Raw genomic sequence first — 19,245 nt, forward strand, 5'->3', positions numbered from 1 at the left:
GGGGAGTGCCCGTCAGGGAGAAGGCCGGGCTCCGCCTATTCCGCAGGGGACTGGTTGCGCAGGGCCGCATCGCCCTTCTGCAAGAACGAGATTGCCAGTCCCAGTGCGATCAGCAGGACAGGATAGAGAAGCCCCTGTCCGCCGCGCCCGATGAACAGCAGGCAGACCAGCGCGAGACATCCTAGCGAGAGGAGCCGGTAGGCGGTGCGGCGTTCGAGGCGCAGCAAGGATGCCGCCGCACCGGTATAGAGCAGCAGGAAGTTCTGCCCCGCTGCCGCCAGAAGATGCGACATATCCAGAATACCCGCGCCGACCAGACCGACCACGCTCAGCAGCACGACGACCGTGACCATGACGGCATTCAGCGGCACGTCGTTGCGGATCTGGGCAATCGGGGCCGGAAGCAGCCCGTCGCGGGCGGCGGAATAGACCATGCGCGAGACCGCCCAGATTGCGGCTGACAGATTGGCAAAGATCAGCAGCACGGCGAGTGCGGCAATGGTGATGCGGCCCGCAGGGCCGAAGGACTGGCCGAAAATCTGCGCGAAAGGTGCGGGGCCTGCGCCCAATGCGCCCGCCTTGGCCACAACCAGCGCCAGCACCAGATAGAGCCCCACCGCCAGAAAGAAGGAAAGCGCCATCGCGCGGGGGACGTCCCGCTTGGGGTTGCGGAATTCGCCGCCCAGATTGGCGCTGACTTCCCAGCCGGTAAAGGCGAAGAACACCATCATGAAGACCATGCCCAGATGGCGCAGGTCGGTATCGGCGGATGGTGTGCTGGCTGCCGACAGGTCGAAGGCGGGTTGCACGGCCAGATAGCCCACGATGGCCAGCCCCAGAATGAAGACCAGAACCAGAGAGGCGATGAAGGTGTTGACCCGTCCGGCCATTTCGGCAGACAGGAAATTGACCCCCAGAGCGGCCACGATCAGCGCGCCTGCATATACTGCCGCGGGGCCGCCAAAGGTTGCGGCGACGTAATGCCCGCCGGTCAGAGCCACAGCGGGCAGCCCTACCGAAACCGCCCCCAGAAACAGCAAGGTTGCACAGATCCGGCCGGATTTGCCAAAGGCGTGGCCCATGATAGAGGCGATGCCGCCCGCATCGGGGTAGCGCCGCCCGAGAATGGCGAAGACCCAAAGCAGAGGGGCGGCGGCCACCGCGCAGGCGATCCAGATCAGGGTCGCGGAGCTACCCACTTCCTGCACCGCCAGTCCCGGCAGCGTCAAAAGACCCGCCCCCAGAACGATATTGAGCATCATCGCCGTGCCGCGCGTGACGCCAAGGGATTTTTTCAGCTCAGCCATGATCGGCAAGCTCGACGGCATGGAACGAAATCAGATAGCGCACGCCCTCGTCCAATGCGACAGAGCCGTGGCGCACCCCCGCCGGTAGCGAGATCACGGCCCCCGCGCCGCAGATCTGTTCGCCCCCCTCCCAGTAGAAGCGCGCCTGTCCTTCCAGCACCACAAGCGTTTCATCGGTCGGGTGCTGGTGCCATGCATGTTCCTTGCCCGGCGCGTCCTGCTGGACCTCGATACAGCCCTGCTGTGGCATGAGCTTTTCGATGATCGACCAGTAATCGGCCTTGGCGAGTGCGATCTGTTTGACCGAGGGCGTGGCGGTGGTTTCGGGTGTCGATGTCAGGTCTTTCATGGGGTTATCCTTCCTTGACGAGCTGCAGACGGGCCTCGCCCAGCCGATGGAACGGGCAGGCGGGGGTCTCGTTGGTATCGTCGATGAAATATTGTGTATATTCGCGGTTGGCCGGATCGCCGTAATGGCCCAGCGAGGGCGAGGGGGCGATCAGGTCGTAATCCTCCAACAGGTCGCGCACGCGCTTGAGCGAACGCTGGACCCCCGGCTCGTCGCTATCGGTGATGCCGTTGAACACCCAGCGCGGCTGGAAGGTGATCATGAAGCTGCTGGCCCGGCGGCTTTGACGCATGACATGGGCGGGTGTGTTGCACACCACGAAAATCGGTTCGCCGCCAAAGGAGAACTCCCATGTCGGATCATCGAGATTGCGGGAGACCCCGTCGGGTTGGGGGCTGTCATCCAGTGCGACGAGACCGTCAAGCAGGTCCCAGAACTGTTCGCGGTAACGGTCGAAGGACTGAACCGGACCGGGACGGGCAAAGATGACCAGCGAGGTCATCGGGCCGATCCCGCGCGCCTGGGCAAGATAGGATTTCAGGATGGGGGCCAGAGTTTCCGGTGTCAGCGGGTCGGGGAAAGCGAAGCGCAGGCGATCCGCTTTGAAACCGGCGACGCCGAAGACACAGGGGAAGGGGCGGCTCTTGCTTGTCAATGCAGTGTCGAATTCACAGAAAACGGTCTTTTCCCAGCTTTGTCCGGAAAAAGCCTCGGTGACCTCGCTACTCTTGAAGACTAAATCCATGAATCATGATCCCTTCGTTGAATGACATGGTAAGTGTGGCCGCCTTGACGTGGCGCCGCCTACAATTCAAAACGCAATTCTCTCTTCGTTTCGAAGAAAAACTCGTTATCCTGACACGTAATGGGAGAGTTTCGATGCGTTTGAGTCCGACAGAGAACCTGATTTTGGAATTGCTGCGCGAAAACAGTCGCCGGTCTCTGACCGAGATTGCCGATATTGTCGGCCTGTCGCGCCCGACGGTGAAATATCATGTCGACAAGCTGATCGAGAGTAAGGTCATCAGCCGTTTCACGATCGAGGTGGACACGACGCAGGTGGATTCGGTCACCGGCACGCGGGCGATGTTCGATCTGCAACTCAAGCGCAATACCTGCTCGATCGTCTACGCCTCGATCCAGCGCTGGAGCGAGGTGGTCTCGGCATGGTCGCTGACGGGCGATACCGACATGCGTATTCTGCTGGAGGCGGCCAATCTGAGCATTCTCGAAGAGCTGCGTGACCGTTTGTCACGGCATCCCGAGGTGCTGACCGTCACGACGTCTGTCATTCTGAAGTCGTGGCGGGAAAAGACCTGAAAGCGCGCGCATTCTGCAGCGGCACCGGCTCTTCACGAGCTTCATGTTTCATGCGGTTGCGGGGCAGGGTTTATGTTGGGCCGGATTTTCTGGCGCGGGGGATATCGCAAACAGAAACGGGGCACCTGTCGGCCCCTGTGTTTGATTTGGCCGTTTGATCTGGCCGTTTGATCTGGCATCGTCAGGTTCTGGCGATGGCGCGCGCTTTGCGCTCTGTCAGGCGGTATGGTTGGGCGAGCCGGAAACGATGGTGCCACCGCCCGAGGTTTTGGAGCCGACAATCGCCACCGGTCGCCCGTCAAGGGTCTGCTGCGACGACCCTGTGACAATGGTGCAGCCGCAGGCGCATTTATCGCCCACCCGTGCAATCGGCTTGCCATCCGCCATTGCCGTGCCGCCCGAGACGATCACATTGGTTCCGTGACCCTGTTTGGGGCAAACATGTTTATCGCCCACCCGTGCGACCTGTGGCATCAGCTGTCCTCCTTGGCGGCGGCGCATTCCTCGCAAAGCGGCAGGCCTTCCTTGGCCGCCATCTGCAGCGTCGGCACTTGAGCCGAGCCAGACCCGCCCATAGAGACCGCGCCTTTGAGGTTGATCTTGGCGGCTTCCAGCGTGATCCCCGAGGCGTCGATGGTGATCTTGCCCCCCGGACCCTTGATCTGGAATTTCTCGAAGGCCATTAGCGTGTGCTTGCCAGTGTTATTTGTGATCGAGCTGCCCACATCCAGCGTGAATTTGCCAGCGACCTCGCCCTGATAATTGCGGCCTACCTCATAGAGGTGGTCGGCATAGATCGATTGTTTGTGGATATTGCCGACGCGATGGATGTGGTCCTTGCCGTAGTTTTCCTGCTGGTTGCGGGCCACATCGTAATACATATCGTTGCCGATATTCTCGCGGTGGTCATTGCCGACGGAGATCGTCTTGTCATGGCCAATCGATTCCGACTGGTCATTACCCACCGATTTCGAGCGGTCATGGCCGATGGAATGGCTCTCGTCATTCTCGATGATTGTATTGTGGTCTTTCTGCGCATGCATGAAGACCTCTTCGCGGTCCTTCTCGTCCTCGAAGCGGAATTCATTGTAGCCCGAACCCTGATGGGTGTCGGATTTGAAGGTCGAGACGGTCTTATTGGCGGGCAGGTCATAGGGCACGGCGTTCTTGCCGTTATAGACACAGCCTGTGACCAGCGGCTTGTCGGGGTCGCCGTCGAGGAATTCGACCACGACCTCCATGCCGATCCGCGGGATGACCATGCCGCCCCAGCCGTTGCCGGCCCAGCTTTGCGAGACACGGCAGCGCATGGAATAATCGGCATCCAGATCCCAGTGGAACTGCACCAGAATGCGGCCATATTCGTCGCAATCGATCTCGCCATCGCCGACTACCACCGCCGTCTGCGGGCCCTTCACATCGGCGCGCGGGGTCTTGAGTTCGGGCACCAGAGGCGCGGAAGACGGCATGAGGATATAACGCCCCAAATAGGCGTAACCATCACCTTCGGTCCCGCCCGAGCCGTAATTATCCGAAGTATAGGAATGGCTTGCGGAAAGGCAGATATATTCCTCACCAGTCCCCGGAACGGTGTCGCCCGCCAGATCGACCCGCGTGCCACCGCGCAGGGTGATGATGTCGCCCACCGCTTCATAGCGGCGGTCCTGACCGCGCTCGCCCTGCGTGCGCAGCTGCGCCACAACGCGCCCACGCGATTGCGCCAGATAATCGCCGGGCCAGTCGAAGCTCTCGATCTGCCCCTGAGCATACTCGGCATCGCCGATCTGATCGGTCTCCATCGCGGCATTGGGGGTCTTGAAGTTGTAATCCGTCAGGCGGATCGCGCCGGTGGTGATCCTCCGCGCCGGATGCCAGTCCCAGAAATGCGCGAAATCAGCCTGATGGTGGCCATCATCGGGCTTGAAGGGCACGGCGCCTATGGTCGCATGGGCCTCGACGGCATCGCTGAGCACCATCTCATGCGCGCCTTCGGAATGGGTGAAGTGATAGCTGATACCGTGGCGCTCCATCATCCGCGTGGCAAAAGCCATATCGGATTCGCGGTATTGCACGGTATATTCCAGCTCGGGATAGTCGTTCGCCAGATTGACCGTCAGCTTGCCCGCATCCGAGTAGCTTCCCAAAAGCTCGGTCAGGATCTCGACTACGGTTTTATTATGGAAGATCCGCTGGTTGCGGCGAAGGCTGGCCAGGAAGAACCACGGCTGAAGGCGTAGGCGGTACTTGTGCCCGTTGTCGCCCGTGCCCAGCCAGCGGGCCTCGGTCACGATCCCGTCGAAATACTGGTCACTCCCCTCGCGGGTGACAAGCGCAACGCTTGCATGCGTCCCGATCAGCGCGTCAAAATCGACATCCGCCGAAGAGGCCAGACAGTCCACCTGATAGTCATAGAGCGCATTGATATGGTCGGTCCCATCGAACCGCTGCAGCACCAGCTCATCCGTGCCGAGAACCGTGGTGAGCCGCCCCATACGGGCATCCTGCGAGAAAAATACAGACATAATAAGAGCCAGTGCTGAAAACTTTGGCTTACCTTACAGGCAAGATAATGCGGGTTTCAAGATCCGGTGAGGCCTTGTGTGCATAAAGCCGCCATTCTGCCCGCGCCGCTGGGCGGCAGCATCGGCGTAAAGGCGTATTGGCATCTGCCGCGCGATGCCGCATCTTGCCGCCGAAATCATGTCTGCGGTCTTCCGAAAGCAAGGATACTCATGTCACGGCCCCTCGCGCTTTTCCTGACGGCTCTCGTCATTCTGGCCTCTTATGGCGTCCCCTACCTTCTGTTGGGCGATATCGCTGCATGGTATGGCTGCTTCCTGTTCTGGGCACTGGCCGGTCTTGCGGTGATCGGTCTCAATGTCGTGGCCACGGCAGGCTTTGCCGCGCAAGAGGAGGATACGCAATGACCGTGTCTCTGGTGGTGTGGGGTGTGGTTCTTTATGTCCTGCTCTCTTCGGTCGTCGCCTATCTGTCACGCCAGCGCGGTCCGCAGGGCGGCCAATCGATGTCGCGCTATTTTCTGGGCAACCGCTCGATGGGCGGGGTCGTCTCGGCGCTCAGTTACTCGGCCACGACCTATTCGGCCTTCATGATGGTCGGGCTGGCGGGGCTGACCTATAAGGGCGGGGTCGGCGCGCTAGGCTTCGAGATTATCTATTTCGCCGGTGTCTCGCTGGTGTCGATCTTCGGGCCGCGCTTCTGGAAAGCGGCCCGCCGTCATGCCTTTGTCACCCCCTCCGAAATGCTGGGAAAGCGCTATGGTTCGCGCTGGGTGGCGGTTGCGGCGGGGCTGACGGCGCTGGGGTTCCTGATCCCCTATTCGGCGGTGCAGCTTGCGGGGGTGGGGTATCTGCTGTCGGGGATGACCCAAGGCGCGATCCCGTTCGGGGCGGGGGTCGTGCTGGCCACGCTTCTGGCCATCGTTTTTTCCTTCGTCGCCGGTATCCGTTCCGTGATGTGGACCGATAGCCTGCAGGCCCTTGTGATGATTGTGGCCTCGGTGCTGGTCGGGGGGCTTGTGGTGGCCAGACTCGGCGGCCCCGCGGTCCTGTTTGAGACCATCGCCAGCCGTGCGCCGCAGATGTTGCAGGTGCCCGGTCCGGGTCTTTTCAGCTTCCCGACCTTTCTGGGGCTGACCATTCCGTGGTTCTTCTTCGCGATCTCCAACCCGCAGGTGAGCCAGCGTCTGTTCATGCCGAAATCTCTGGCGGCCTTGCGACAGATGCTGTTGATTTTTCTGTGTTTCGGGCTGGTCTATACGCTTGTTTCGGTCCTGTGGGGGTTTTCGGCTTTTGTGGCGTTCCCCGATCTGGCAACCCCCGATCTGGCGACCGCGACCCTGCTGGCCTCGGACTATGTGCCGCCTGTGCTGGGGGTGGTGGTGATGGTCGGGATTCTCGCCGCGGCGGTCTCGACAATCGATTCCATCCTGCTGACGCTTTCCTCCATCTTTGCCCGTGACGTCTATGGCAATCTGCGCCCCGACGCGCCCGAACGCCGCCAGCTCTGGGTGGGGAAGGCTGTCATTCCGGTAATCTCCGTGCTGGCGCTGGTCTTCGCAACCTTGCAGCTTTCGATGATCTCCATTCTGTCGGTTGCGGCCTCTGCGGGGCTGGTGGTGGTGGTTCCGGCCACGATCGGTGCGTTTTTCTGGCGCAGGGGGACGGCCACGGGGGCGTTGCTCTCTATTCTGGGCGGGGTGGCGTTCGTGCTGTGGATGTATCTGAGCGGGAACCGGCTGTTCGGGCTGAATGCCGGTGTTCTGGGCTTTCCGGTGGCCAGCCTGCTCTTTGTGGCGGGAAGCCTGCTGACACGTCCCAAGGCGACAGCGACCACCGAAGGCTTCCTGCCCATGTCTTCGGACTGACTGCCGCACCAAGGCGGCGCGGCGTTCCGGACGGAAGGAAACGCGCGCGCCGTCTTAAGGCGTCAGTCTTTTGCCGCTCCGGTCAGGGCTGTCCGGTTAGGGCGGTTCGGGCAAGTGCGGCCATGCGCGAGATGGCATCCGCCAGTTCCGCATCCGGAACCGTCAGCGCGACGCGGATCAGATCGCGCCCCTGCGCCCCGAAAGCCGAGCCGGGCATGACCGCCACATTCTCTTCGTCCAGTAGCCGCCACGCGAAAGCCTCGCCATCCATGCCGGTTTGCGACACGTCGATCATGGCAAACATGCCGCCCGAGGGCATGTGGCAGGACAGCCCCGTGCTCTCTTCGATCATGCGTGTCACCATGCGCGCCCGTCGTCCGAGCGCCGTGCGCAGCTGGGCGCTGGTGGTGTGATTGCCGCGCAGTGCGGCGGTCGTCATATCGGCGATGAAGGGCTGGTTCCCAAAGAGCATGGTTTCCGAGATCGGCAGCAGCCTGCGCGAAAATTCGACCGGACCGATGGACCAGCCGCTGCGGAAGCCGGTTGCCGCATGGCTTTTGGAAATCGAGGACACCACGATGGTGCGCTCGCGCAGCGCATCGATTTCCAGTGGCGAGGCGAAGCCGCCCTCGAAGATCAGTGCCTCGTAGACCTCGTCGCAGACAATCCACAGATCATGCGCAATAGCCAGCGCGCCAAGCGCCTCCAATGTGTTGCGGTCGAGCACCGCGCCGGTCGGGTTATGCGGCGTGTTCAACAGCAGCACGCGGCTTTCAGGGGTGATCGCGGCGGCCAGATCTTCGGGTTGCATGATAAATCCGTGCCGCATCTGTAGCGGCACGGGCTGCATTATGGCGCCGGTCGAGCGGATCACCCCTTCATAGGTGGCGTAATAGGGATCGCCCAGCAAGACCGCATCGCCGCTTTGCACCAGCGCAGTCATCACGGCAAACAGGGCGGTCTGGGTGCCGGGGAAGCACAGGATATTCTCGTCACGGATCGTGGGCAGTCTGGGGCGGTAGAGATCGGCCAGCGCGGCGACCAGATCGGGCTCGCCGCGTCCGTTCGAATATCGGGTCCGGCCTGCCTTGAGGGCGCGCACGCATTCCTCCACCAGTTCGGGCGCGGGGGCGATATCGGGTTCGCCAATGGTCAGTTCCAGGATGTCCTGCCCTTGGGCAACCCTGTCACGCGCGGCAAAATGCACCGCCCATTTGTCACTTCCAAGAGTATAGAGCCTGTCGGTCACCGAAGCGTAGCGCATGGAAAAATCCTTTCGAGCCTGCGAGGAGGCAGGCATTCTCAAGAGGCAATTTGATGTTGGGTCAGACTGTCTTTGGGGAGATGCAGCAGGCCTTCCGCTGCCTGGAGGGCGATCAGGGGCAGGCGTTCGGGGTCATAAATCCCGTGGTCCAGAGACCCCTCGATCCAGAGGCCGTCGATCAGCCCGTTCAGCGCGATGGCCAGATCATGGCACAGGGGCGCGTCATGGGGCAGCTCACAGGCATGGCGGGCATCGCGGATCAGCGTGGCAAGCAGGTCGAGGAATTCCTGATAGCTGGCGCGATGGATCTGCGAATATCCCGGCTCGTGCTCGACCCGCCCGATAAAGGTCGACCAGAGCGAGACTTTGCGCGCCGAAAGGTTCGGGCGCATCAGGTTGGCCGAGATGAAACCGGCCAGAGACTGTGCAGGCGTCAGCGCGCGGGTTTGCGCCACCGCCTCGGCCTGACCGGTCAACTGGGTCATCAGATGGGCATAGGCCGCCCGCAGCATTTCCTCTTTCGAGCCGAAATAATGGCGGATCAATCCGGCCGTGACACCGGCGCGCTCGGCAATTTTGCGGGCGCTGGCACCATTCAGCCCGTCTTCCCCGATACAGGCCAGTGTCGCTTCAAGAAGCTCCAGACGGCGGGCATCTTCTGGCAGGCGCTGGAATGTTTTTCGGCTCATAACGGGGCCCGCTCTGTTGCTTTTTCGCGCGGAAAGTCCCAAAGACGGGGCGATGAAAGAAACAAACTGCCTAGCATTGGTGCGTAGTGCGGTGCGGGTGCCTGTGAAATGAGCATAGTTCGACATCTCCATTCTGGCGGGGCGCTGTTACGGCAGTGCGTGTTTCTGAGACGGGTCTTATGCTGTTATACGATCGTATAGTAATGGCCAAAAGACAAGACACCTTCGCAATTTTTCGTAACAGGCGCAGCCAGAACTTCTCCGGTAGATCATGACCCCGACCATCGAAATCGACAATCTGCACAAAAGCTTCGGCCCGCTTGAGGTTCTCAAGGGGGTCTCTCTGAAAGCCTATCCCGGCGATGTGGTCGCGGTGATCGGCGGCTCCGGCTCGGGCAAGTCCACGATGCTGCGCTGCATCAACCTACTCGAGGTGCCCAGCTCGGGGATGATCCGCATCAAGGGCGAGGCCTATGAGCTGCGCAAGACCCGCTCCGGCGAGATGGAGCCTGCCAACCGCCAGCAGGTGCAGCGGATTCGGGCGCATCTGGGCATGGTTTTCCAGTCGTTCAACCTCTGGCCGCACCGCACCGTTCTGGGCAATGTGACCGAAGTGCCGATCCATGTGCTGGGGCTGTCGCGGGACGAGGCGGAGGCGCGGGCGATTGCCTATCTGGAACGGGTCGGGCTGGGCGACAAGCTGCAGGCATGGCCCTCGCAGCTTTCGGGGGGCCAACAGCAGCGCGCGGCGATTGCGCGGGTGCTGGCCGTTGATCCCCATGCCATGCTGCTCGACGAGCCGACGTCGGCGCTGGACCCCGAGCTTGTGGGCGAGGTGCTGGCCGTGCTGCGCGATCTGGCGCAGGAAAAGCGCACGATGGTTCTGGTCACCCACGAGATGGCCTTTGCCCGTGATGTCGCAAGCCATGTCGTCTATCTGCGCGACGGCCGCATCGAAGAGCAGGGCCCGCCCCAGCAGATCTTCGGGGCGCCGCAATCGCCGCATCTGCAGCAATTTCTTCGCTCGGTCAGCTAGGCCCTAGGCGCTGCCGTTTTCTCCTCAACCTGAATCATCCGATAAAGGACTGCATATGATCAGAAAAATCGCCCTGACCCTGTTGGTCACCGCCGGTATGGCCATCCCTGCTATGGCTGAAACCCTGAAGGTCGGTGTCTCGGCTGAACCCTATCCGCCCTTCTATACTCCCGATGCCGATGGCAACTGGAGTGGTTGGGAAATCGACCTTATGCATGAGGTCTGCAAGCGGATCGACGCGGATTGTGTGGTGGCACCCGTGGCATGGGAAGGGATCATTCCCGCGCTGAATACCGGCAAGATCGATATGATTATGGGCTCGATGGCGATTACCGCCGAGCGTGCCAAGCAGATCGCCTTCTCGGATAAATACTATGACTCGCCGACCGGTATTCTGGCCGCGAAATCGCTCGACATCACCCCCGATGCCGAAGGCGTGAAGGGGCTGTATATCGGCACGCAATCCGGCTCGAGCCAGGAGAATTTCGTCAATGCCCATCTGGCCGATAGCGCCAGTGGCGTGCGCGTCTACCAGACGCTGGACGAAGAGCTGCAGGATCTTGCCGCAGGCCGGATCGATGCGGTGGTCGGCGATACGCTGGCGATGCAGCCCTTCATCGAATCCGACGAAGGGAAAGCCTGCTGCCATTATGTCGGTGCTGTGAAGGGCGACCCCGAAACGCTGGGTCGTGGCGTGGGCGTCGGCGTGCGCCAGAAAGACACCGAACTTCTGGCGCGGGTCAATAAGGCCATTGCCGATATCCGTGCCGACGGGACCTATGACACCCTGTCCAAGCGGTATTTCACGATTGATATCTACGGCGAATAAGTGGTGGGGCCGGGCGTTCAGGCGCCCGGCCTTCCGGCTTTTACCCTGACAGAAGGAGCAACCGTATCATGGCAACGGGGATAGATTTCAGCCTGCTGGCCTTGAACGCGCCGGGATGGGGCGGAACCCTTCTGACGGGGTTCGTGCGCTCGGTAGAACTGGCCGCTGGGGGGTATCTGCTTGGCATTGTGATCGGCATTATCGGCGCGGTCTCGAAACTCTATGGCGGGCGCGTGCTGCGGGATGTGGCCGAGCTTTACACCATTCTCATCCGCGCGGTGCCCGAGCTGGTGCTGATGCTGCTGTTTTACTATGTCGGCACGGATCTGGCCAATAAGGCGATGCAGGCGATGGGCTATGAGGGCTTCGACATCAATGGCCTGACGGCGGGGATCTTGGTGATCGGGCTGGTGCAGGGAGGCTATGCGACCGAAGTCATCCGCGGGGCGATCAAGGCGGTGCCCTATGGCCAGATCGAGGCGGCCCATGCTTTCGGTATGTCCTCGCGCAAGGTGCTGACCCGTGTGACACTTCCCGCCATGACGCCACATGCCCTGCCGGGCATGGCCAATCTGTGGATGATCGCCACCAAAGATACCGCGCTTCTGGCGGTGATCGGCTTCTCCGAGCTGACGCTGGCAACCCGTCAGGCGGCGTCGGCGACGCGGTCCTATTTTCTGTTCTTTTTCGCGGCGGGGGCGCTTTATCTGGCCCTGACGCTTGTGTCCAATCTCGGTTTGCGCTGGTTCGAGAAACGCGCGCGCCGTGGTCTGGCCCGCTGATCTGGGAAGTCCGAGATGCCTGATAGCGATATTGTCACCCCGCTCGAACCTGCGCCCCTGTCCCGTTTGCTGGGGCAATGGCGGGCCGCGCTGATGCCGCACCGGATCGTGATGGCGCTGCTGGCTGTGGGGGCCGTGGCCGCGATGGTCCATTATATGGACTGGAGCTGGCTGCCCACCTATTTCCCCAAACTCTGGAGCGGTCTGGGCATGACGATGATCATGCTGGTCGCGAGCGTGGTGATCGGATTTCTCTGCGCCCTGCCTCTGGGTCTGGTGCAGGTGACGGGGCCGCGCCCGTTGAAATGGGCGGCGACGGCCTTCTGCACGGTGATCCGCGGCACGCCGCTGCTGTTGCAGATGTGGCTGTTCTATTACGGGCTCGGGTCGCTTTTCGCGCAGTTTCCCGAAATCCGTGACTCCTGGCTCTGGCCCTATCTGCGGCAGGCATGGCCCTATGGGCTGATCGCGCTGACTGTCTCGTTCGCGGCCTATGAGGGCGAGGTGATGCGCGGGGCCTTTGCGGGTGTGCCCGAGGGCGAATTGGAGGCCGCGCGCGCCTTCGGGATGCCGCGCTTCATGCTGTTCCGTCGGGTATGGTTCCCGCGGGCGCTGCATCGCGCCCTGCCGACGCTGACCGGCGAGATCATCCTGCAACTCAAATCAACGCCTCTGGTGGCCACGATTACGATCACCGACCTTTATGCGGTGATCACCCGCGTGCGCCAGACCACATTCCTGACCTATGAACCGCTGCTGTTTCTGGTCGCGGTCTATCTGGTGCTCAGCGGCACGCTGACGCTGGCGCTGCGTTGGCTGGAAAACCGGCTGCCGTCGGCCTAAGGCCGCGCCCCTCCCCCCAAGCGTCTTTTCTGTCGCAAGGGGGAGGTGGGCTAGCGGGCGGCCTTTGCGGCATCGCTGCGTGAGAATGCAGCGATCAGCATCCGTTCGGACTGGTCAAGATAGCCTTCCAGCATCAGGGCGGCGGCTTCTGTCTCGGCGGCTTTCATCAGCCCCAGCAGCTTCTCGTTCAGCGGAATAAAGGGTGCATGCAGGAATTCGGGGTCCTGAATGACACCGAAGGCCAGCCGCAACTCTGCTGTCAGATTGGCATAGAAGGTCGCAAGCCTCGGGCTGTCGCTCAGGGCGACAATCGCGCTATGGAAATCGACATTGGCACTGCCCACACCGCGCCAGTCGCACTCTGCGGCAGAGCGATGGGCCTTGGCGATGGCGGCCTCCATTGCCGCCAGTGCCGGATGCTGGGCGTAGCTGCCGCGAATGGCCTGCACCTCGATCACGCGGCGCACCCGATAGATATCGATGATCGAGGCCATCGACGGGCTGGCCACCGAAATCCCCTTATTGGCCTCGTGATGGAGCAAACCGTCCTTGGTCAGGATGCGGAAGGCTTCGCGCAGCGTATTGCGCGAGACTTCCAGCCCCTCGGCGCAGGCGGTTTCGGAGAGCCGCTGGCCCGGAAGAAGCTCTCCCATGATCAGTTGATCGCGAATCCGCTGCGCGGTGCGTTCGGCAAGGGAGAGGGGCGGTGCGGACATGGAAGGACCTTCAAAGTGACTCTTCCGCTCTATCGCATATCCCGCCCCCAAGCACCATTCGCCTCTGGCGTCGCGTAATAATTGGGCGAATTTGCATAATTATTAATCATAAAGCATGCGAATATAGGGTGATGCCTGCAAATATGGCCTACGATACAAATATATTGTTGAACAATGTGAATATGGTTGCTCTCTTTTGTGACAGGAGAGGCGGATCAATCCGCCCGACAGGGATCAAGGGAGATATAAATGTCCGAAATAGAAACAGCGACAACCGCGACCGGCAAAGGGGCCAAGCTGCGCCGTCACGCGCTGGTTGCGGCGATTTTCATGATGGCGACCTCGGCGATTGGGCCGGGCTTCATTACCCAGACCGCAACCTTCACCGCCAGCATGGGCGCCACCTTCGCCTTCGCCATTCTCGTCTCGGTGCTGATCGATTTTGTCGTGCAGATGAATATCTGGCGGATCGTGACCCTGTCGAAATGCCGTGCGGCCGAACTGGCCAACCGTGCCGTGCCCGGGACGGGGTATCTGCTGGCGGTCTTCATCCTGCTGGGCGGTTTCGTCTTCAACGTGGGCAATATCGCAGGGGCCGGTCTGGGGACCAACGCACTTTTGGGCATGGACCCGAAGATCGGTGGTCTGATCAGTGCGCTGATTGCGGTGGCTATTTTCCTTTCGCGTCGCGCGGGTCTGCTGATGGACCGTGTCGTGGTCGTGCTGGGGGTGGTGATGCTGCTGATGACGCTTTTCGTGGCGGGGGTCTCGCATCCTCCGGTGGGCGAGGCGCTCTCGCAGTCGATCTGGCCCGATAGCATCAACTTCGCCACGATCGTGACCATCGTCGGCGGCACGATTGGCGGGTATATCACCTATGCCGGTGCGCATCGTCTTCTGGATCAGGGGATGGTGGGCGAGGAAAATCTTGCCGCGGTCACCCGTGCGTCCGTGACCGGCATCGTGGTCACCGGCGTGATGCGTTTTGTGCTGTTTCTGGCCGTGCTGGGCGTGGTCTCGGCGGGTCTGGTGATGGATACCACGGGGCATGCGGCCAATCCGGCGGCACAGGCCTTTCAGGCGGCTGCGGGCGATCTGGGCCTGCGGGTGTTCGGCGCGATCCTGTGGGGGGCGGCCATTACCAGCGTGATCGGCGCGGCCTATACATCCGTGTCTTTCCTGACGGTGTTCCTCCCCTCGCTGACCGAGCGCGGTCGGGCCTATGCGACCGTCGCTTTCATCGCCGCCTCGCTGGCAACCTATGTCGGGCTTGGCACCGCACCGGCGGCGCTGCTGGTCTTTGCGGGTGGGTTCAACGGGTTGATCTTGCCTTTGGGCTTCAGCCTCTTCATCTATGTGGGCTGGGCGCGCAGGGATCTGCTGAATGGCTATAGCTATCCGCGCAGCCTGCTGATCCTTGGGACGATCGTCTGCGCCCTGACATGGTATATGGGGTTCAAATCGGTTGGCTCGATCTTCGCGTTCCTCGGGCAGTAAGGCCCGAACCTGCCACAGACTGTTCTGAAGGGAGAAAACATGGATCTCAATAGTGATCTGGGCGAAAGCTTCGGTGCATGGGCGATGGGGGATGACGCGACGATGCTGGAGATCGTCACCTCGGCCAATGTGGCCTGCGGGTTCCATGCCGGCGACCCGAACGGCATCCTGACCACTTTGCGTGCGGCGGCAGAACGCGGCGTGCAGGTCGGGGCCCATGTGGGGTATCGCGATCTGGCGGGGTTCGGGCGGCGCAATATGGATGTCGCCAGCGCGGATCTGACAGCAGAGGTCATCTACCAGATCGGCGCGCTCCAGGGGCTGGCCCGTGCGGCAGGCACCAAGGTGAGCTATGTCAAACCGCATGGGGCGCTTTATAACACCATTGCCCATGACATGCGTCAGGCGGAGGCCGTGATTGCGGCGCTCGGGGCGGTGGACCCGAGCCTGACCCTGATGGTGCTTGCGGGCAGCCCTCTTGAGCAGCGCGCCCGGCAGGCGGGGCTGAGCGTTGTGGCCGAAGCCTTTGCCGACCGTGCCTATGATGACGGGGGGCAGCTTGTGTCGCGCAAATTGCCGGGTGCGGTTTTGCATGATGCGGATGTGGTGGCACAGCGGATGCTGCGCTTTGTGCGCGAGGGGGTGATCCGCTCGATCAACGGGCGTGATGTCCGTGTTGACGCACAGTCGATCTGTGTGCATGGGGACAGCCCCGGCGCGGTCGAAATGGCCCGCCAGATCCGTGCGCTGTTCCTGCGTGAAGGCGTGTCGCTTGCGGCCTTCGGGGCGGGTGGTGCGGCATGAGCCATCTGCGTTTCCTGCCCGTCGCGCTGGATGCGCTGCTGGTCGAGCTTGCCGATCTCGAACAGGTTCTGACCCTGCATGCGCTGCTGCGCGAGGCCCCGCTGGCGGGTCTTCGCGAAACGATCCCCGCGGCGCGGACCCTGTTTGTCCGGTTTGATCCGCAAGAGGTCTCGGCGCAGGCTCTGGCGGCACAGATCGATGCGCTGGATCTGACGCCACATGTGCAGAAGGCGGCACGGATTGTGACCATTCCGACGCGCTATGATGGCGAGGATCTGGCCGAGGTGGCAGAGCTGACAGGGCTCAGCGTGGCCGAGGTGATCGAGCGTCATCAGGCCCGCCCCTGGACCGTGGCGTTTTGCGGCTTCGCGCCGGGCTTCGGCTATATGGCGGGGGGTGATCCGGCTTTGGAAGTGCCCCGCCGCCGCACGCCACGGACCCGCATTCCGGCAGGATCGGTCGCGCTGGCCGGTGCGTTTTCGGGCATCTATCCCAAGGCCAGCCCCGGTGGCTGGCAGATCATCGGTACCACCGATCTGGCGATGTGGGATCTGGGGCGCACGCCTCCGGCGTTGCTGCAGCCCGGAGATCAGGTGCAATTCGAGCGCCATGACGCAGTTGCGGCCTATCCCGTTGCGGCCCTTCCGTCGTCTGCGGACATGCCATCGGGGCAGGGTGGCTTCGAGGTTCTGGCCGCGCCCTTCCCCGCGATGTTCGAGGATAACGGGCGGGCTGGACAGGCGGCACAAGGGGTTGCGGCCTCGGGGGTGCTGGATCGCGGCGCTCTGCGCGCGCTCAACCGTATGCTGGGCAATCCTGCGGGAACCGCCGCACTAGAGATCACGGGCGGCGGGTTTGCCTTCCGCGCCAAGGAACCGGCCGTGATTGCGGTGACGGGCGCGCCCTGTCGCGTCAGCGTCAATGACTGGGATTTCGGGTCGCATGCGCCGATTGCGGTGGATCCGGGCGACAGGATCACCCTCTCGGTGCCCAAAGCGGGGCTGCGCGCCTTGCTCGGGGTGCGGGGCGGGTTTGCCGTGGCACCGGTGATGGGGGCTGTGACATGGGACAGTCTGGCCGAGATCGGGCCACAGCCGGTTCGCCAAGGCGCGCATCTGGCGCTGGCCCATGCCCCCGCCGATGCCGTAGGGCCTGCGATTTCCCTGCCCACCCTGCCTAAAGCGGGTGATCTGGTGGTGCTGGATGTGGTGATGGGGCCACGCAGCGACTGGTTCGAGCCGCAGATACTGGACCGTTTCACCCAGCAGGAATGGGAGGTGACGGCGCAATCCAGCCGTGTCGGGATCCGGCTGAACGGGGCCGCGCCACTGACCCGTCCGGACCAGAGCGAACTGCCCTCCGAAGGCACCGCGACCGGCGCGATACAGGTGCCCCATTCCGGCCAGCCGGTTCTGTTTCTGGCCGACCACCCCCTGACAGGCGGCTATCCGGTGATCGGGGCCGTTGCCGATTATCACCTTGATCTGGCGGGCCAGTTGCCGCCCGGCGTGAAAATCCGGTTCAATCCGGTCGCGCCCTTTGCCGAAATCAAGCCCTGCGCGGGCATGTGACACGAAAGACGTTCCAATGAAGACTGTACTGATTGCCAATCGCGGCGAAATCGCTTTGCGTGTGGTGCGCGCCTGCCGTGATTACGGAGTGGGTTCGGTGGCGATTTTCGCGGATGCCGATGCGGATGCGCCCTATGTGCGCGAAGCCGATAGGGCCTTTTCCCTGCCCGGTTCGCGCCCTGCCGAGACCTATCTCAATATCCCTGCCATTCTCGAAATCGCGCAGCGTGCGGGGGCGGATGCGGTGCATCCGGGCTACGGCTTCCTGTCGGAAAGTGCCGAATTCGCGCAGGCGGTGCTTGCGGCGGGGCTTGCATGGGTTGGCCCACCGCCCGCGGTGATTGCCGAGCTGGGAGATAAGGTCGCGGCGCGGCGCATTGCGATGAAGGTGGGGGCGCCTTTGGTCCCGGGGACGCCCGGTCCGGTGGATGGGCCCGAAGATGTGCTGGCTTTCGTGCGGGCGCATGGTCTGCCGATTGCGATCAAGGCGTCGCATGGTGGAGGCGGGCGTGGCATGCGTGTCGCCCGCGAAATGGCCGAGATCGAGGAATTGTATCACGCCGCCCGCCGCGAGGCCGAGACCGCCTTTGGCAACGGGGCCTGCTATGTCGAACGTTTTCTCGACCGCCCGCGCCATGTCGAGGCGCAGGTGATTGCCGACCGTCTGGGCAATGTGGTGGTGTTGGGGACGCGGGACTGTTCGCTCCAGCGCCGGAACCAGAAACTGATCGAAGAAGCCCCCGCGCCCTTCCTCAGTGAGGTGCAGCGCGACACGATCCATGATGCCGCACGCAGGATCTGCACCGAGGCCGGTTATGAAGGGGCGGGGACGGTGGAGTTTCTGCTTGGGGCGGACGGGATGATCTCGTTTCTCGAGGTCAATACCCGCCTGCAGGTCGAGCATCCGGTGACCGAGGAAACCACCGGCGTCGATCTGGTGGTCGAGCAGCTGCGGATTGCCGATGGTCTGCCGCTATCCGTATCCCAGACCCCGCGCCCCAATGGTCATGCGATCGAATTCCGGATCAATGCCGAAGATCCGGGTCGGGGGTTCCTGCCGACGCCGGGCGGGATTTCGATGTTCCATGCGCCATCCGGTCCGGGTGTCCGGGTCGATAGCGGTGTGGAAAGTGGCAGCACCGTGCCCGGCACGTTTGATTCCATGATGGCCAAGCTGGTGGTCTGGGGGCCGGATCGTAAAACAGCGCTGTCACGGGCGCGCCGCGCGCTGAGAGAATTCCGGATCGAGGGGGTCGCGTCGGTGTTGCCGTTCCACCGTGCCGCGCTGGAGGCCGAGGATTTCACGCAGGAGACGGGGTTTACGGTGCATACCCGCTGGATCGAAACCGATTTTGCCGAACCGCTGGAGGCGGCGCTGCGTGTGCCTCCCGAACCTGCGCCCGCCGTTCTGCGCGGTCGGATCGAGATTGATGGGGCTTTGTGTGATGTCGGCTTCGGGGCCGATCTTGTGGCAAAGCTTGCGCGATATCTGGGCACGATACCGGCAGAGGGTGCCGCCAGAGCCGCCGAAGCCTCTGCGCGCGGCGCGGGCGAGGGGCCGGCAGAAGGTGCCGGATACGGGGTGGCCGCGCCCATCTCGGGCCTGCTTCTGGACTGGACGGTCGGCGAAGGCGAGACCGTGCGCGCGGGGCAGACTGTGGCGATGATGGAAGCCATGAAGATGGAAACACCGGTTGTCGCGCAAAAGGACGGGGTGATCCATCTGCAGGCCGCAAAAGGCGCCAGCCTCGCGGCGGGCCAGATCGTCGCAGAGATCGCCTGAAACAGGCAGGCGGGCTTGGCCGATCCAAGCCCGCCTCAAAGCCCGTTCGAAAGGGCATGCCCCGCGCC

19 protein-coding genes are annotated in these 19,245 nt (G+C 62.6%); 11 read left to right on the forward strand and 8 right to left on the reverse strand.

Annotation, left to right across the window (positions count from 1 at the left end):
- Positions 1 to 35: 35 nt before the first annotated feature.
- From AC2ISB_RS16105 to AC2ISB_RS16115, 3 genes are read right to left on the reverse strand one after another with little or no spacing between them, the layout of a single operon-like run.
- A complete protein-coding gene (locus AC2ISB_RS16105) occupies positions 36 to 1,307 on the reverse strand; it encodes an APC family permease (RefSeq protein WP_330647175.1) in 1,272 nt (423 codons plus the stop codon).
- Positions 1,300 to 1,656 carry a cupin domain-containing protein gene (locus tag AC2ISB_RS16110; RefSeq protein ID WP_330647174.1) on the reverse strand — a complete coding sequence of 119 codons (357 nt, stop codon included), beginning with the start codon at positions 1,654 to 1,656 and terminating at the stop codon, positions 1,300 to 1,302. The genes AC2ISB_RS16105 and AC2ISB_RS16110 overlap by 8 nt, the downstream gene beginning before the upstream one ends.
- 4 nt (positions 1,657 to 1,660) lie before the next feature.
- The gene (locus AC2ISB_RS16115) at positions 1,661 to 2,401 is read right to left on the reverse strand and encodes a YqcI/YcgG family protein (RefSeq protein WP_330647173.1); all 741 of its coding nucleotides are present in this window, start codon (positions 2,399 to 2,401) and stop codon (positions 1,661 to 1,663) included.
- Positions 2,402 to 2,535: 134 nt separating this feature from the next.
- On the opposite strand from AC2ISB_RS16115, the gene AC2ISB_RS16120 reads away from it, so the two are divergent.
- On the forward strand, positions 2,536 to 2,976 hold the full coding sequence (locus AC2ISB_RS16120; protein WP_330647172.1) for an Lrp/AsnC family transcriptional regulator: 441 nt from the start codon (positions 2,536 to 2,538) through the stop codon (positions 2,974 to 2,976).
- 216 nt (positions 2,977 to 3,192) lie between these two features.
- Here the strand turns inward: AC2ISB_RS16120 and AC2ISB_RS16125 are convergent, their stop codons facing one another.
- Positions 3,193 to 3,450, reverse strand: coding sequence for a PAAR domain-containing protein (locus AC2ISB_RS16125; RefSeq protein ID WP_330647171.1), 258 nt, complete (start codon positions 3,448 to 3,450; stop codon positions 3,193 to 3,195).
- The gene (locus AC2ISB_RS16130) at positions 3,450 to 5,498 is read right to left on the reverse strand and encodes a type VI secretion system Vgr family protein (protein ID WP_486577216.1); all 2,049 of its coding nucleotides are present in this window, start codon (positions 5,496 to 5,498) and stop codon (positions 3,450 to 3,452) included. The genes AC2ISB_RS16125 and AC2ISB_RS16130 overlap by 1 nt, the downstream gene beginning before the upstream one ends.
- A gap of 210 nt (positions 5,499 to 5,708) precedes the next feature.
- On the opposite strand from AC2ISB_RS16130, the gene AC2ISB_RS16135 reads away from it, so the two are divergent.
- Positions 5,709 to 5,903 carry a hypothetical protein gene (locus AC2ISB_RS16135; RefSeq protein WP_330647169.1) on the forward strand — a complete coding sequence of 65 codons (195 nt, stop codon included), beginning with the start codon at positions 5,709 to 5,711 and terminating at the stop codon, positions 5,901 to 5,903.
- A complete protein-coding gene (locus AC2ISB_RS16140; RefSeq protein ID WP_486577217.1) occupies positions 5,900 to 7,363 on the forward strand; it encodes a sodium:solute symporter family protein in 1,464 nt (487 codons plus the stop codon). Before AC2ISB_RS16135 ends, AC2ISB_RS16140 begins: the two co-directional genes overlap by 4 nt.
- An 82-nt stretch (positions 7,364 to 7,445) precedes the next feature.
- Here the strand turns inward: AC2ISB_RS16140 and AC2ISB_RS16145 are convergent, their stop codons facing one another.
- Together AC2ISB_RS16145 and AC2ISB_RS16150 are read right to left on the reverse strand one after the other, a co-directional pair.
- Complete coding sequence (locus tag AC2ISB_RS16145; protein WP_330647167.1) at positions 7,446 to 8,627, reverse strand: pyridoxal phosphate-dependent aminotransferase; 1,182 nt, start codon at positions 8,625 to 8,627, stop codon at positions 7,446 to 7,448.
- Positions 8,628 to 8,665: 38 nt separating this feature from the next.
- Positions 8,666 to 9,316 carry a TetR family transcriptional regulator C-terminal domain-containing protein gene (locus AC2ISB_RS16150; RefSeq protein ID WP_330647166.1) on the reverse strand — a complete coding sequence of 217 codons (651 nt, stop codon included), beginning with the start codon at positions 9,314 to 9,316 and terminating at the stop codon, positions 8,666 to 8,668.
- 271 nt (positions 9,317 to 9,587) lie between these two features.
- On the opposite strand from AC2ISB_RS16150, the gene AC2ISB_RS16155 reads away from it, so the two are divergent.
- The 4 genes from AC2ISB_RS16155 to AC2ISB_RS16170 all read left to right on the forward strand — a co-directional run bounded on the left by AC2ISB_RS16155 (position 9,588) and on the right by AC2ISB_RS16170 (position 12,806).
- Positions 9,588 to 10,352 carry an ABC transporter ATP-binding protein gene (locus AC2ISB_RS16155; RefSeq protein WP_339109573.1) on the forward strand — a complete coding sequence of 255 codons (765 nt, stop codon included), beginning with the start codon at positions 9,588 to 9,590 and terminating at the stop codon, positions 10,350 to 10,352.
- 55 nt (positions 10,353 to 10,407) lie between these two features.
- On the forward strand, positions 10,408 to 11,181 hold the full coding sequence (locus AC2ISB_RS16160; RefSeq protein ID WP_330647164.1) for a transporter substrate-binding domain-containing protein: 774 nt from the start codon (positions 10,408 to 10,410) through the stop codon (positions 11,179 to 11,181).
- Between the two features lie 68 nt (positions 11,182 to 11,249).
- The gene (locus AC2ISB_RS16165) at positions 11,250 to 11,963 is read left to right on the forward strand and encodes an ABC transporter permease (RefSeq protein ID WP_330647163.1); all 714 of its coding nucleotides are present in this window, start codon (positions 11,250 to 11,252) and stop codon (positions 11,961 to 11,963) included.
- A 93-nt stretch (positions 11,964 to 12,056) separates the two neighbouring features.
- On the forward strand, positions 12,057 to 12,806 hold the full coding sequence (locus AC2ISB_RS16170; RefSeq protein WP_330647282.1) for an ABC transporter permease: 750 nt from the start codon (positions 12,057 to 12,059) through the stop codon (positions 12,804 to 12,806).
- Between the two features lie 50 nt (positions 12,807 to 12,856).
- On the opposite strand, the gene AC2ISB_RS16175 is transcribed toward AC2ISB_RS16170, so the two are convergent.
- The gene (locus AC2ISB_RS16175; protein WP_330647162.1) at positions 12,857 to 13,522 is read right to left on the reverse strand and encodes a GntR family transcriptional regulator; all 666 of its coding nucleotides are present in this window, start codon (positions 13,520 to 13,522) and stop codon (positions 12,857 to 12,859) included.
- Between the two features lie 249 nt (positions 13,523 to 13,771).
- On the opposite strand from AC2ISB_RS16175, the gene AC2ISB_RS16180 reads away from it, so the two are divergent.
- The 4 genes from AC2ISB_RS16180 to AC2ISB_RS16195 are packed head-to-tail and all read left to right on the forward strand — an operon-like array spanning position 13,772 to position 19,177.
- On the forward strand, positions 13,772 to 15,019 hold the full coding sequence (locus tag AC2ISB_RS16180; RefSeq protein ID WP_330647161.1) for an NRAMP family divalent metal transporter: 1,248 nt from the start codon (positions 13,772 to 13,774) through the stop codon (positions 15,017 to 15,019).
- 39 nt (positions 15,020 to 15,058) lie between these two features.
- Entirely contained in the window at positions 15,059 to 15,823 is a 765-nt protein-coding gene (locus AC2ISB_RS16185) for a LamB/YcsF family protein (protein ID WP_339109576.1), read from the forward strand.
- Positions 15,820 to 17,394: a 5-oxoprolinase subunit B/C family protein gene (locus AC2ISB_RS16190; protein ID WP_486577219.1), complete on the forward strand. Its 1,575-nt coding sequence runs from the start codon at positions 15,820 to 15,822 to the stop codon at positions 17,392 to 17,394. The genes AC2ISB_RS16185 and AC2ISB_RS16190 overlap by 4 nt, the downstream gene beginning before the upstream one ends.
- A 16-nt stretch (positions 17,395 to 17,410) precedes the next feature.
- Positions 17,411 to 19,177, forward strand: coding sequence for an acetyl/propionyl/methylcrotonyl-CoA carboxylase subunit alpha (locus AC2ISB_RS16195; protein WP_486577220.1), 1,767 nt, complete (start codon positions 17,411 to 17,413; stop codon positions 19,175 to 19,177).
- Positions 19,178 to 19,245 lie beyond the last annotated feature (68 nt).

The organism is Thioclava sp. NS-SX20, assembly GCF_057380695.1.